We start from the raw sequence: 13,393 nt of genomic DNA, 5'->3' as shown, positions 1-13,393 counted from the left end.
CCGCGCAGCGGCGTCCCCTTCTTCCCCCTTATGACTTCTCCCTCTCCTTTCGTTCCTGGCTCCTCACCGCGCCTCGCCTCTTACGGCGCGCTCAGCGGGTGAGCGCGGCGCGGTAGGCCCCAGGGGTCAGGCCGAAGTAGCGGGTGAACCAGCGGGTCAGGTGGCTCTGGTCGGCGAAGCCGGACGCGGCGGCCGCGCCCGCGATGGGCGTGCCGGTGGCGATCAGGTCGCGGGCCTTCCTGAGCCTGAGCTGGCGCTGGTAGTCGCTGGGCGCCATGCCGTAGGCGGCGTGGAAGGCGCGGTAGACGGCGTACCGGCTGGCGCCCGCCGCCGTGGCGAGGTCGTCGATGGTGAGATCGTCGGTCAGGCGGTCGTGCAGGACGCTTCTGGCGCGGGCGGCCGTGGCGTGGTGGCGTACGCGGGCGGCGCTCACGGGGGAGACCGCGGCGCGACCTACGATGGCCGCGATCGTGGCGGCGAGCAGCTCGTCACGGCGCAGTGCGGTCGCGCGGTCGTCGAGGAGCGCGGCGTGCAGGGCGCGTAGCGCGCCCGCGAGCGCCGGATCGTCCACCACGGGGCTGGCGAACAGCGGCAGGCCCGCGCGGCGGCCCGTGGCGTCCTCCAGCGCGTCCGTGACCAGGGCGGGCCCGATGTGCACCATCCGGTACGTGAAGCCGAGTGCGTTCGCGGCGTGCCCGTCGTGCGGGTCCTCGGGGTTGAAGGCCATGACCATGCCGGCCGCGCTCGTGTGCGCCGCGCCCCGGCACGTGAACGCCTGGGCGCCGTGCTCCGTGACCCCGAACGAGTAGGTCTCGTGGCTGTGCCGGTGGTAGACGTGCCGCTCGAAGTGGGCGTGCATGGCCTCGAGCGGCCGGTCGGGCGACCTCCAGTAGCGGGACCAGTCATGCGTCACCCTTCCACTCTATTGACAAAGAGAGTTTTTACGTAAAGGATTCTTTTTGCGATGAGAGACGTCCTGTACCTGGAAGAGATCGAGCAGGCAGAAGCCCTGCTCAAGCCGCAGCGCGTGGAGGTGCTGCGGCAGCTGGCCGAGCCCCGCACCTGCTCAGAGGTGGCGGAACGACTCGGCCAGACGCCGCAGCGGGTCTACTACCACGTCAAGCGGCTGGTCGACGCGGGCCTGGTGGATCAGGTGGCCGAGCGCAAGGTGCGCGGCGTCCACGAGGGCATCTACCAGGCGGGCGCGCGGTCGTACTGGCTGTCGCCCCGCCTCGTCGGCCGCATCGGGCTGCGCAAGGCCCGCGACGAGCTGAGCCTCGGCTACCTGCTCGACCTCATGGAGGAGGTGCAGGCCGACATCGCGGCGCTCGACCGCAGCGCCCCCGAGCTGCCGTCCATCGGGCTGTCCGGCGAGATCCACGTGCGCCCTGAGCGACGGCAGGAGTTCTTGAACGAGCTGCAGACCCTGCTGCAGGACCTTTTCACCCGATACGGCGGGGACGAAGGCGACGCCTTCAAGCTGGCCATCGCCTGCTACCCCCATGCCGCACCCCAGCCAGAAGGAGAACGAGACGATGTCTGAGCCGTTGATCGTGCGTGCCCGCATCCCCGCCGGCGTCGAGGAGGTGCGCCGCGCGCTCACCGACCCCGAGGCGCTGCGCGGGTGGCTGGCCGAGCACGTGGACGTGAACCTCGCCGAGGGACGCTTCGGATTCTGGGGGCGTACGACGCCCGAGGGCGACGCGCCGCACCAGCGGCTGCTGCACGCCGACGAGCGTACGCTGCGCTTCGCCTGGCTGCTCGACGGCGAGGAGACGACGAGCGAGCTGACCTGGGAGGCCGACGGCGAGAACACCGTGGTGACGCTGTCGCAGACGCACTTCGACTTCCAGGACGTCATCACCGGCAAGAGCATCAGGGGCGTGCTGCAGACGTACTGGTGCCTGGTGCTCACCAACCTCGCCGAGCACCTCGAAGGCCGCCCGCTCACCGACAAGATCGACTTCACCTCGGCGGAGATGCGCACCACCGTCGAGATCGCGGCCTCGCCCGAGCGGGTTTTCGAGTCGCTCACCTCATCCGAGGAGGTCTCCAAGTGGTTCGGCTTCCCCATCGAGATCGAGCCGCAGGTCGGCGGGCGGTTCGCCATGGGCGGCCTCGACAACGACCCCGACCCCGCCAAGATCCTGGAGCTGGAGCCCGCCCGCAAGCTCTCCGTCGGCTGGGGCTCGAACGGCGTGGGCTCGTGGGAGCTGGAGGGGTCCGGCGGTAAGACGCGGCTGACGCTGGTGCAGAGCGGCTTCGACGAGTCGCGGCCGCCGTACGCGGCGTGGGGCGGGTTCGTGTCGGGGCTGGCGGAGCTGCGCCGCTACCACGAGATCCCGGGCTGGCAGCCGATCATCACCGCGTAGCTGTGCCGGGTCTCTGGGCCGGCGCACGAGCGTTCAAGACACGGCCTTATCGGCCCGGAATGCTGCTGACCATGCGTTTCGACACCAAAATCGGCATCGTCGTCCGCTCGGACCTCGCCGCCTGGCAACGCTTGAACGTCACCGCCTTCCTCGCCGGCGCCATCGCCGGCGGGCGGCCGGAGGTGATGGGGGACGATTACGAGGACGGGTCGGGGAACACGTACCTGCCGATGTTCCGCCAGCCCGTGGTCATCTACCAGGCGGACCTCGCCACGCTGCGCAAGGTCCGCGAGAAGGCCGTGGGACGGGGGCTGGGCGTGGCCGTCTACACGGAGGACATGTTCAAGACGGGCAACGACGAGGACAACCGGGCCGCCGTACGGGCGTACCCGGCCGAGGACCTCAACCTGGTCGGACTAGCTCTGTACGGCCCCAAAACCCCGATGGACAAATCCCTGAAGGGCCTCACCCTCCACCCCTGACGGGAGGAAGGCCGCCCGTAGAGCGGCCGCAGGGACCGGCCGCAGAGATCGGCCGCAGAGCGGCGCAGGGACCGGCCGCAGAGCGGCGCAGGGGCGGGTCGCAGAATGGCGAGAAGGGGCTGGTCGCAGGGAGCAGCCCCTTCCCGGCAGCAGGCACCCTCGAACCGAATGCGGTTCTGTGGATGACCCCCCTCCTCCACAGAACCGCATTCGGCCCTGGTTCCACGGCCCCGAGCCGCCATCCTCAACCCATGACCCGCCCCACCACCCACACACCCCAGCCCACCACCAGCCACCCACAACCAACCAAGACACGCCAACCCCTGCCGCCTGCGGCACGACCACTCGCCCCCGCAGAACAGCCACTCGCTGTTGGGCGACCGCAGGCACCCATGGGCGGGCCGCAGACCTTCGCGAACCGACCAGAAGCACTCACGAGGCGAGCGGAGGCACCGGCGGAGCGACCTGCGGAGCCGGCCGGTCGATCAGAGGAGCTCCTGGGCCTGCCACGTTCACTCTCAGGACGGACACCCGCCCCCGTGCCCCTGATCGAGCGAGCCCGCACCATCACCATGGCCGTCCCGCACGCCGTCGTCTGCGGTCAGACGGCCGCCCACATCTGGGGCCTCCAGGTCACGACCACTCCCGGCCACGAGCGGCCCGTCGAGGTGATGGCCCCCACCCACCTGGCGATCCCCGGTTGCGTGACCTACCTGACCCCACTCCCGCAAGAGGACATCACCGGCCACAAGGGCGTCCGCCTCACCACCATGGAACGCACGGCCCTCGACTGCGCCCGCCGGCTACCCCGCACGGAAGCGGTCGCCATCCTCGACCAGTTCGCCCGCCGAGGCGTGGACCTACAAGCCCTGTGGCACCGTCCCCTCAACTCCTGGCGCCTGCGCGACACCCTCGGCCTCGCCGACAGAGGAGCCGCCTCACCTAGGGAAAGCTGGCTACGGGTGATCCTCGTGGACGGCGGCCTCCCCAGACCCACCACCCAGATCAAGGTGCGACTGAGCGAAGACCGCTCCGCCTACCTCGACCTCGGTTGGGAGGAGTACAAGGTCGCCGTGGAGTACGACGGCCGCGAACACCACACCTCACCCGCCGACCAGCAACACGACCTGGACAGGCGAGAGGAGTTGCGCCGCCGGGGCTGGCGGGTGATAGCCGTCCGCCGAGACGTCATCCCCGCCCAGATAGCCGACCTCCTCCACCAGGTGGCCAACACCCTGATCGAACAAGGCTGGCAACCCGGCCCTCAAGGGACAACCCGCATCCTCTCCCGAATCCGCGCCGCCCGCCGCAAACCCCGCTACCGCTGACCCCAACGCACTGATCGGCGAATCACACAGCCAATGCCCCTGCTCTGCCAACGGACGCCCCACGGATGGGCGCCCCACGACGTCGGCGAGGTGGTGCTCCGGTCCACCGCCCAGGACCGACCCGGTCGCCATAGGGGTGGCCGAGGGGCGCTAGCCGATGGTTACGGGGAGTTCCTTGATGCCGTTGATGAAGTTCGAGCGGAGGCGGCGGGGGGCGCCTGACTGGTGGATGTGGGGGTGGCGGCGGGCCAACTGCTCGAAGAGGATGCGGAGTTCCAGTTTGGCGAGGTGGTTGCCGAGGCAGAAGTGGGCGCCGCCGCCGCCGAAGCCGATGTGCGGGTTCGGGTCGCGGCCGATGTCGAAGACGTCGCCGTCCGGGAAGACGGAGGTGTCCCGGTTGGCCGAGGCGTAGAAGACGACGACCTTGTCGTCCGCCTTGATCTCCTGGCCCCCGAGCACCTGGTCGGCGGTCGAGGTGCGGCGGAAGAGGTTCACGGGGGAGACCCAGCGGACGATCTCGTCGGCGGCCGTCTTCGCCAGCGTGGGGTCGGCGACCAGCCGGTCCCACTGGTCGGGATGCTCGAAGAAGGCGAGCATGCCGCCTGAGGCCGCGTTCCGCGTGGTCTCGTTGCCGGCCACCACCAGAAGGAGGACGAACAGGTCGAACTCATCCTCGGCGAGCGTCTCGCCGTTCTCGTTGGGCTGGAGGAGCCGGGTGACGATGTCGTTCCTGGGGTTGGCCTTGCGCTGGGCGGCCAGCTGGTTGGCGTACGCGTACACCTCCATCGCCGCGCCCGAGCCCTCTTCCGGGGTGGCGGCGAAGTCGGGGTCCTGGGCGCCGATCATGCGGTTCGACCAGTTGAACAGCTTGTCGCGGTCTGCGACCGGAGCCCCGAGGAGTTCGCAGATGACGTACAGGGGGAGGGGCGCGGCGACCTCGGTGACGAAGTCGACCTCGCCCGTGACCTTGTCGAGGAGGTCGTCGCAGATGTCGCGGATGTGCTGTTCGAGGGCGCCGATCGTGCGCGGGGTGAAGCCCCGGTTCACCAGGGCGCGCCGGCGCGTGTGCTCGGGCGGGTCCTGGTTGAGCATCATGAGGCGCTGCAGCGCGATCTGGTCCTCCTCCAGCTCGTCGAAGAGGGCGAGCCTGCGGTGGGAGGAGAAGAGCTCGGAGTGGCGCGACACGTGGACGACGTCGTCGTAGCGGGTGACGGCCCAGAAGCCCGGGTCGCCCTCGTGCCAGTGGACCGGGGAGTTCGCGCGTAGCCAGGCGAGCTGGGCGTGGGGTGGTCCAGCGGTCGCGTATAGGTCCCTGTCGACCAGGTCGATGTGCACGCGGGGTCACCTCGTAGGTCAAGCGCTTGGTTGGGTCATCGACACCGTACTTGAAACGTGTTCTATTACGCCACTGTACGCCCGTCAAGGAGGGGTTGGGTTGGCTCCTGATGCGCTTCGGATGTGCTCCCGCTGGTGCTGGTGGCGGGCTTGGTAGGGGGTGAATGTGATGGCGGGAAGGAAAGGCGAAAGGGGTATATCGGGCGGCGTTTCGGTTATATCCGGATGTTCCTGGGCGAGGGCGAGGGGTGGTGCTGGGGGTGAGTGGGTGATTCTTCGGGGTGTGTGGCGCTTCGGCTGCCCCTCAGTATCGGTCCAAAGCTCGCCTGGAAACATCGGACGACACTGCGCCTCTTGACACGTTGCACTTTGCCGCACGAGCATCGTGAGGCGAGACATCCGATGTATAGGTGAAGGGTGCGGTGTGAAGCTGCTGCGAGTAGGACCTGTCGGCCAGGAGCGGCCGGTGGTCATGGACGACGCCGGCAACCTGCGTGACATTGGCGTACCCGAGATCGACGGGGCCTTTCTCGCCTCCGGGGGAGTGGCGCGGGTCAGAGAGGCGCTGGAGCGGGGCGACCTGCCCGTCGTGGAGGCCGAGGGGCTGAGGGTCGGGGCGCCGATCGCGCGGCCAGGAAAGATCGTGTGCATCGGGCTGAACTTCAGCGACCACGCCGCCGAGTCGGGCGCGGCGGTCCCGGAGGAGCCGGTGGTGTTCATGAAGGCGAGCAACACCATGGTCGGCCCGTACGACGAGGTGCTCGTGCCCCGCGGCAGCGTGAAGACCGACTGGGAGGTGGAGCTGGCCATCGTGATCGGGCGGGAGGCCCGCTACCTCGGCAGCCGGGAGGAGGCGCTGGAGGTCGTGGCCGGGTACGCGATCTCGAACGACGTCTCCGAGCGGGAGTTCCAGCTTGAGCGCGGCGGCCAGTGGGACAAGGGCAAGTCGTGCGAGACGTTCAACCCGCTGGGCCCCTGGCTGGTGACGGCCGACGAAGTGGGCGACCCGCAGAACCTGGCGATGCGCCTGTGGGTGAACGGCGAGCTGCGCCAGGACGGCGACACCAAGAACATGATCTTCGACGTGGCGGAGGTCGTCCGGTACCTGAGCCGGTTCATGGTGCTGGAGCCGGGAGACGTGATCAACACGGGCACCCCGGCCGGCGTCGCCATGGGCATGCCCGGCCAGCCGTACCTGCGCGCGGGCGACGTGATGGAGCTGGAGATCGAGGGCCTCGGCCGGCAGCGGCAGACGGTGGGGCAGGCATGACGACCTCGAGGTACCGGATCGTGGGCATGGAGACGCACGACGTGCGTTTCCCGACGTCGCGCGAGCTCGACGGCTCCGACGCGATGAACCCCGACCCCGACTACTCCGCCGCGTACGTGGTGCTCAAGACGGACGACGGTTATGAGGGCCACGGGTTCGCGTTCACCATCGGCCGGGGCAACGACGTGCAGACGGCGGCGATCGGTGCGCTGCGGCCGTACGTGATCGGCAAGGACGTCGAGGACCTCGGCGCGCTCTACAAGGAGCTGATCAACGACTCGCAGCTGCGCTGGCTGGGCCCGGAGAAGGGCGTCATGCACATGGCGATCTCCGCGGTGGTCAACGCGCTGTGGGACCTGAAGGCGAAGCGGGCCGGCCAGCCGCTCTGGCGGCTGCTCGCGGACATGTCGCCGGAGGAGATCGTCGAGCTGATCGACTTCCGCTACCTGAGCGACGCGCTGACCAGGGACGACGCCCTGGAGATCCTGCGCGCGGCGGAGGACGGCAAGGCGGAGCGCATCGCGCGGCTGCAGGAGACGGGCTATCCGGCGTACACGACGTCGCCGGGCTGGCTCGGCTACGACGACGAGAAGCTGCGCCGGCTCTGCAAGGAGGCGCTTGAGCAGGGCTTCGGCCAGATCAAGCTCAAGGTGGGCGCGGACCTGGAGGACGACAGGCGGCGCTTCAGGGTGGCCAGGGAGGTGTGCGGTGCCGGCTTCCCGATCGCCATCGACGCCAACCAGCGCTGGGACGTCGGCTCGGCCATCGAGTGGGTGAACGCGCTGCGCGAGTTCGAGCCGCACTGGGTCGAGGAGCCGACGAGCCCCGACGACGTGCTGGGGCACGCGGCGATCGCGCGGGGCATCGCGCCGATCCCGGTGGCGACCGGCGAGCACGTCCAGAACCGCATCGTCTTCAAGCAGCTGCTGCAGGCCGAGGCGCTGTCGTACGTGCAGATCGACGCCGCCAGGGTGGGCGGGCTGAACGAGAACCTCGCGATCGTGCTGCTGGCGGCCAAGTTCGGGGTGCCGGTGTGCCCGCACGCGGGCGGCGTGGGGCTGTGCGAGCTGGTGCAGCACCTCTCGATGTTCGACTACGTGGCGGTGACCGGCACGATGGACGGCCGCGTCATCGAGTACGTCGACCACCTCCACGAGCACTTCGTCGACCCGGTGGTCATCAAGGACGGCAGATACACGGCCCCGTCGCGCCCCGGGTTCAGCGCGGAGCTGCGCGAGGAGTCGATCGCCGCCCACACCTTCCCCGGCGGCGAGGTCTGGAGGGACGCATGAGTGACGCGCTGAAGGCGGTCGTGACCGGCGGCGGCTCGGGGATCGGCCTGGCGGCGGCGTCGGCGCTGGCGGTGCGCGGCATGCGGGTCGCCTGCCTCGACCTCAACCCGCCGGGCGAGCCGTTCATCGGCATCAAGGCCGACGTCACCGACGACGCCGCGGTACGCGCCGCGGTGGCGGAGGCGGCCGAGCGGCTGGGCGGCATCGACGTGCTGGTCAACAACGCCGGCATCGGAGCCCAGGGCACGATCGAGGACAACCCGGACAGTGAGTGGCATCGGGTGTTCGACGTGAACGTCCTCGGCATGGTCCGGGTCGCGCGGGCGGCGCTGCCGTACCTGCGCAGGTCGGAGCATGCCGCGATCGTCAACACCTGCTCGGTCGCGGCCACCGCGGGGTTGCCCCAGCGCGCCCTCTACAGCGCCACCAAGGGCGCGGTGCAGTCGCTGACGCTCGCCATGGCCGCCGACCACATCCGCGAGGGCATCAGGGTCAACTGCGTCAATCCGGGCACCGCCGACACCCCGTGGGTGGGCAGGCTGCTGGATGCGGCCGAGGACCCCGAGGCCGAACGCGCGGCGCTCAACGCCAGGCAGCCGATGGGACGCCTGGTCACCGCCGAGGAGGTCGCCGCGGCGATCGCCTACCTCGCGAGCCCCGAGGCCGCCTCGACCACGGGCACCGCGCTCGCGGTGGACGGCGGCATGCAGGGCCTGCGACTGCGCCCCGCCACCTGAACAGCCGCCGCCGAACGGCGGCACGGCCGTAAATGCGCCGACCGATGACCGGCGGCCCCGCAGGCCGCCGGCCGACGGCCCTCCGACCAGAGGGCCAGGCAACTAAGGAAGGTACCCCCCATGAAGTTCGGACGGGCGGTCGCGGCAGCGGCCATGCTGACGGTCGTGACCGCGTGCGGTTCAGGCGGCACGACGGCGGAAGGAGGCGGCGGCGGGAAGATCGGCATCGACCATCCCCGCGCCGACTCCGACTTCTGGAACTCCTACATCAAGTACGTCCCGCAGATGGCCGGCGAGCTCAAGGTGGACCTCATGCCCGCCACGAATTCGCAGAACGACGTGGCCAAGCTGGTCAACAACGTGCAGGCGCTGGTCGGCCAGGGCGCCAAGGTCATCGTCATGGCCCCGCAGGACACCGGCGCCGTCGCCACCACGCTGCAGCAGCTGGAGAACAAGAAGATCCCGGTCGTCACCGTGGACACCCGCCCCGACAAGGGCAACGTCTACATGGTCGTCCGCGCCGACAACCGCGCGTACGGCACCAAGGCGTGCGAGTTCCTCGGCGAGAAGCTCGGCGGCAAGGGCAAGGTGGTGCAGCTCCAGGGCTCGCTCGGCTCGATCAACGGCCGCGACAGGTCGGAGGCGTTCCTCGACTGCATGAAGAGCAAGTTCCCCGGCATCACGGTGTTCAGCGAGCCGACCGAGTGGGAGGGCACGAAGGCGGCGTCGATGCTGCAGACCCGCCTGGAGCAGAACCCCGACATCAAGGGCATCTACATGCACGCGGGCGGCGTGCACCTGGCACCGACGCTCCAGGTGCTCAAGCAGAAGGGCCTGCTGCTCCCCACCGACGACCCCAAGCACATCTTCGTCATCTCCAACGACGGGATCCCGCAGGAGTTCGAGGCGATCCGCAAGGGCGACATCGACGCGACGGTCTCGCAGCCGGCCGACCTGTACGCCAAGTACGCCCTCTTCTACGCCAAGGCCGCGGCCGAGGGCAAGACGTTCAAGCCCGGCCCGACCGACCACGACAGCACGATCATCGAGCTGCCGAACGGCCTGGAGGACCAGCTCCCCGCGCCGCTCGTGACCAAGGAGAACGTGGACGACCAGGCCCTCTGGGGCAACCAGGTCAAGTGATGAGCACCCACGTCGAAGCCAGGAACGTGGTCAAGCGCTTCGGCCCGACGACCGCGCTCGACGGCGCCGGCATCACGATCGCCGAGGGCGAGACGCACGCGCTGGTCGGCAGGAACGGCGCCGGGAAGTCCACGCTGGTGTCGATCCTGACCGGGCTGCAACGGCCGGACGAGGGCGAGGTGCGCTTCTCAGGCGAGCCCGCGCCCGCGCTCGGCGACCGGGACGCCTGGCGGCGGCGGGTGGCGTGCGTCTACCAGAAGTCCACGATCATCCCGGCGCTGACGGTGGCCGAGAACCTGTTCCTCAATCGCCAGTCCGAAGGGCGCACGATCAACTGGCGGGCGCTGCGGGCCAGGGCCGGGGAGCTGCTGGACACGTACGAGGTGGACGTCGACGCGCAGGCGCTGGCCGGAGACCTCAGCGTCGAGCAGCGCCAGCTCGTGGAGATCGCCCGCGCGCTGTCGTTCGGCGCCCGGTTCATCATCCTGGACGAGCCGACCGCGCGGCTCGACGGCCCGGCGATCGAGCGCCTGTTCGCGCGCATGCGCTCGCTGCGCGAGCAGGGCGTGACCATGATGTACATCTCCCACCACCTCGACGAGGTCTACGAGATCTGCCAGAGCGTCACGGTGTTCCGCGACGCCCGGCACGTCCTGACCAGGCCGGTCGCGGGGCTGCCGCACGACGAGCTGGTGGCCGCGATGACCGGCGAGGCGACGGCGGCGTACGAGGCCCGCGAGCACACGCCGACCGAGCGGGTCGTGCTGGAGGGCGCCGGGCTGTCGCTGGCCGGCCGCTACACCGGCGTCGATCTCGCGGTCAGGTCCGGCGAGGTCGTCGGCCTGGCCGGGTCGGCGAGCAGCGGCAAGGTCGGCCTGGCGGAGACGCTGGTCGGGCTGCGCGAAGCGGACGCCGGCACGGTCACCGTCAACGGCACCCAGGTCAGAGCGGGCGACGTGCCCGCCGCGATGCGGGCCGGGCTCGGGTTCGTCCCGGAGGACCGCCACCACGAGGGCTTCGTGCCGCTGCTGTCGGTGGGGGAGAACGCCACGTTCCCGATCGCCCGGAAGCTCGGCCGCTTCGGCATGGTCTCGCCCGCTCGGCGCCGCGCCGAGGCCGAGCGGCTGATCGCCTCCCTCGACATCAAGACCGAGGGGCCCGACCAGCCGGTGGGCGACCTGTCAGGAGGCAACGCGCAGAAGGTGGTGTTCGCACGGGCGCTGGTGGACGACCCGGCCGTGCTGGTGGTGATCAACCCGACCGCCGGCGTCGACGTCAAGGCCAAGCAGGCCCTGCTCGGCGCCGTCGAGGACGCCGTCGAGCGCGGCGCGGGGGCCGTGGTGGTCTCCGACGAGCTCGACGACCTGCGGATCTGCGATCGGGTGCTGGTGATGTTCCACGGCAGGGTCGTCAAGGAGGTGCCGCGTGGCTGGAGTGACCACGAGCTCGTGGCCGTGATGGAAGGCATAGAAGAGTGACTGCTTTGACGGCTCCCGCGCCCCGGGTGCGGCTGGCCAAGTTCCGCGATCTGACGCTCGTCCCGGTGATCGTGCTCCTGCTCGTCGTCGGCGCGTTCCTGGACCCGACCTTCCTGACGGCGGGCAACCTGACGAACGTGCTCCAGCAGCAGGCCGCGATCTCGCTGCTGGTGCTGGCCGAGGCGATGATCCTGATCGCCGGCAAGTTCGACCTGTCGCTGGAGTCGACGGTCGGCACCGCGCCGGCGATCGCGGTGATGCTGGTGATCCCGGTGTCGGCGGGCGGCTTCGGCATCGGCCTGCCCGGCGTGCTGGTGATCCCGCTGGCGCTGCTCGTCGGAGCCGCGATCGGCGCGTTCAACGGCTTTCTGATCGTACGGTTCCAGCTGTCGGCGTTCATCGTCACGCTGGCCATGCTGATCATCGTGCACGGGCTGCTCCAGGGGCCGACCGAGGGCAAGACGCTGTTCGAGCTCCCCGACTCGATCCTCTACCTGGGCAGCGCCATGTGGCTGGGCCTGCCCGCCGCCATCTGGATCGCCGGCGTGCTGTTCGCGGCCGGCATCTTCGGCCTCGGCTATCTGCGGCTCGGCCGCGCGCTCTACGCGATCGGCGGCAACCTCGACGCCGCCCGCGCCGCCGGCATCCGGGTCGACCGGGTCCTGTACGGCGTGTTCATCCTGGGCGGCACGCTCGCCGCGCTGGCCGGCGTGCTGGAGACAGGCCGTCTCGGCGCCATCGGCAACCAGCAGGGCGTCGGCTGGATCTTCATGGTGTTCGCCGCGGCCGTCATCGGCGGTGTCAGCATGGACGGCGGCAAGGGCACCATCCTCGGCGCGCTCACCGGCGTGCTGGTGATCGGTCTCGTGCAGAACATCCTCACCCTCATCGGGGTGTCAGGCTTCTGGCAGCCGGTCATCTACGGCTCGATCATCCTCGTCGCCCTCATGATCAGCAGGATCGCCGGCGGAAAGGCGCAAGATTGATGGACCGGATCGACCTGCCCCGCGTCGGCTTCGGCGGCGCGCCCATCGGCAACCTGTACGACGCGGTGGCCGAGGACCAGGCGCGGGCCACCGTCGAGGCCGCCTGGCAGAGCGGCATCCGCCTGTACGACACCGCGCCCCACTACGGGCTCGGCGTGTCGGAGCGGCGGATCGGCGCGGCGCTGGCCGGCCGGTCGGGTTACCTGCTGTCCACGAAGGTCGGCCGGCTGCTGCGGCCGGTCACCGTCACCTCCTCCGAGCAGGGCGGACGCGCGGAGCTGGGCTTCGACGAGCCCGACGACCTGGAGCGGGTGTGGGACTTCTCCGGCGACGGCGTACGCGCGTCGCTGGCCGAGTCCCTCACCCGCCTCGGGCTGCCCGGTGTGGACATCGCCTTCATCCACGACCCCGACGACCACGCCGACCAGGCGATCAAGGAGGCCTATCCGGCGCTGGCCGAGCTGCGTGCCGAGGGGCGGATCCGGGCGGTCGGCGTCGGCATGAACCAGTGGCAGGTGCCGCTGCGGTTCGTCCGCGAGACCGACATCGACGTGGTCATGCTGGCCGGTCGCTACACGCTGCTCGACCAGTCGGGCCTGCCCCTCCTGGAGGAGTGCGCGCGGCGGGGCGTCGCGGTGCTGGCCGCCGGCGTCTTCAACAGCGGCCTGCTCGCCACGCACGAGCCCGCGGGCACCTTCGACTACCTGCCCGCCCCCGAGCACCTGGTGGCGAAGGCGCGGCGCATCGCCGCGGTCTGCGAACGCCACGACGTCACCCTGCCCCAGGCCGCGCTGGCCTTCCCCCTCCGCCACCCGGCGGTGGCCACGATCGTCGTGGGCGCCCGCACCCCCCAGGAGGTCCAGGAGAACACCACCCTCCTGGACCGCCCGGTCCCCGAGTCCTTGTGGACGGACCTCGCCGCGGAAGGCCTGCTATGACGGCTCGCCTCCGGCCTCGCCCCTGAAAAGGG

General features: G+C 70.2%; 13 protein-coding genes. 11 read left to right on the top strand and 2 right to left on the bottom strand.

Annotation, left to right across the window (positions count from 1 at the left end; translation table 11 throughout):
* Positions 1-91 precede the first annotated feature (91 nt).
* Positions 92-913: an AraC family transcriptional regulator gene (locus AB0K12_RS19255; protein WP_364562472.1), complete on the bottom strand. Its 822-nt coding sequence runs from the start codon at positions 911-913 to the stop codon at positions 92-94.
* Between the two features lie 51 nt (positions 914-964).
* Between AB0K12_RS19255 and AB0K12_RS19250 the strand changes: the two genes are divergently transcribed.
* The 4 genes from AB0K12_RS19250 to AB0K12_RS19235 all read left to right on the top strand — a co-directional run bounded on the left by AB0K12_RS19250 (position 965) and on the right by AB0K12_RS19235 (position 4,182).
* Positions 965-1,543 carry a helix-turn-helix domain-containing protein gene (locus tag AB0K12_RS19250; protein ID WP_364562469.1) on the top strand — a complete coding sequence of 193 codons (579 nt, stop codon included), beginning with the start codon at positions 965-967 and terminating at the stop codon, positions 1,541-1,543.
* Entirely contained in the window at positions 1,536-2,372 is an 837-nt protein-coding gene (locus AB0K12_RS19245) for an SRPBCC domain-containing protein (RefSeq protein WP_364562467.1), read from the top strand. Before AB0K12_RS19250 ends, AB0K12_RS19245 begins: the two co-directional genes overlap by 8 nt.
* 71 nt (positions 2,373-2,443) lie before the next feature.
* A complete protein-coding gene (locus AB0K12_RS19240; RefSeq protein WP_364562464.1) occupies positions 2,444-2,854 on the top strand; it encodes a DUF2000 domain-containing protein in 411 nt (136 codons plus the stop codon).
* Positions 2,855-3,393: 539 nt separating this feature from the next.
* On the top strand, positions 3,394-4,182 hold the full coding sequence (locus AB0K12_RS19235; RefSeq protein WP_364562461.1) for a DUF559 domain-containing protein: 789 nt from the start codon (positions 3,394-3,396) through the stop codon (positions 4,180-4,182).
* Positions 4,183-4,332: 150 nt separating this feature from the next.
* On the opposite strand, the gene AB0K12_RS19230 is transcribed toward AB0K12_RS19235, so the two are convergent.
* Entirely contained in the window at positions 4,333-5,517 is a 1,185-nt protein-coding gene (locus tag AB0K12_RS19230; protein ID WP_364562458.1) for a cytochrome P450, read from the bottom strand.
* A 424-nt stretch (positions 5,518-5,941) separates the two neighbouring features.
* Between AB0K12_RS19230 and AB0K12_RS19225 the strand changes: the two genes are divergently transcribed.
* The 7 genes from AB0K12_RS19225 to AB0K12_RS19195 all read left to right on the top strand — a co-directional run bounded on the left by AB0K12_RS19225 (position 5,942) and on the right by AB0K12_RS19195 (position 13,361).
* Entirely contained in the window at positions 5,942-6,787 is an 846-nt protein-coding gene (locus AB0K12_RS19225; RefSeq protein WP_364562456.1) for a fumarylacetoacetate hydrolase family protein, read from the top strand.
* Positions 6,784-8,079: an L-fuconate dehydratase gene (locus AB0K12_RS19220; protein WP_364562453.1), complete on the top strand. Its 1,296-nt coding sequence runs from the start codon at positions 6,784-6,786 to the stop codon at positions 8,077-8,079. Before AB0K12_RS19225 ends, AB0K12_RS19220 begins: the two co-directional genes overlap by 4 nt.
* Positions 8,076-8,816 (top strand): SDR family oxidoreductase, encoded by a 741-nt coding sequence (locus AB0K12_RS19215; protein WP_364562450.1) that lies wholly within the window; start codon positions 8,076-8,078, stop codon positions 8,814-8,816. Before AB0K12_RS19220 ends, AB0K12_RS19215 begins: the two co-directional genes overlap by 4 nt.
* A gap of 120 nt (positions 8,817-8,936) precedes the next feature.
* Positions 8,937-9,959, top strand: coding sequence for a sugar ABC transporter substrate-binding protein (locus tag AB0K12_RS19210; protein ID WP_364562447.1), 1,023 nt, complete (start codon positions 8,937-8,939; stop codon positions 9,957-9,959).
* A complete protein-coding gene (locus AB0K12_RS19205; protein WP_364562445.1) occupies positions 9,959-11,437 on the top strand; it encodes a sugar ABC transporter ATP-binding protein in 1,479 nt (492 codons plus the stop codon). Before AB0K12_RS19210 ends, AB0K12_RS19205 begins: the two co-directional genes overlap by 1 nt.
* A complete protein-coding gene (locus AB0K12_RS19200; protein WP_364562442.1) occupies positions 11,434-12,423 on the top strand; it encodes an ABC transporter permease in 990 nt (329 codons plus the stop codon). The genes AB0K12_RS19205 and AB0K12_RS19200 overlap by 4 nt, the downstream gene beginning before the upstream one ends.
* Complete coding sequence (locus AB0K12_RS19195; RefSeq protein ID WP_364562439.1) at positions 12,423-13,361, top strand: aldo/keto reductase; 939 nt, start codon at positions 12,423-12,425, stop codon at positions 13,359-13,361. The genes AB0K12_RS19200 and AB0K12_RS19195 overlap by 1 nt, the downstream gene beginning before the upstream one ends.
* Positions 13,362-13,393: the final 32 nt, after the last annotated feature.

The sequence above is a fragment of the Nonomuraea sp. NPDC049419 genome, from assembly GCF_040676995.1.
Lineage (GTDB): Bacteria > Actinomycetota > Actinomycetes > Streptosporangiales > Streptosporangiaceae > Nonomuraea > Nonomuraea salmonea.
The sequence above is the reverse complement of the archived record's forward strand: the minus strand, read 5'-3'. Positions and strand labels throughout refer to the sequence as shown.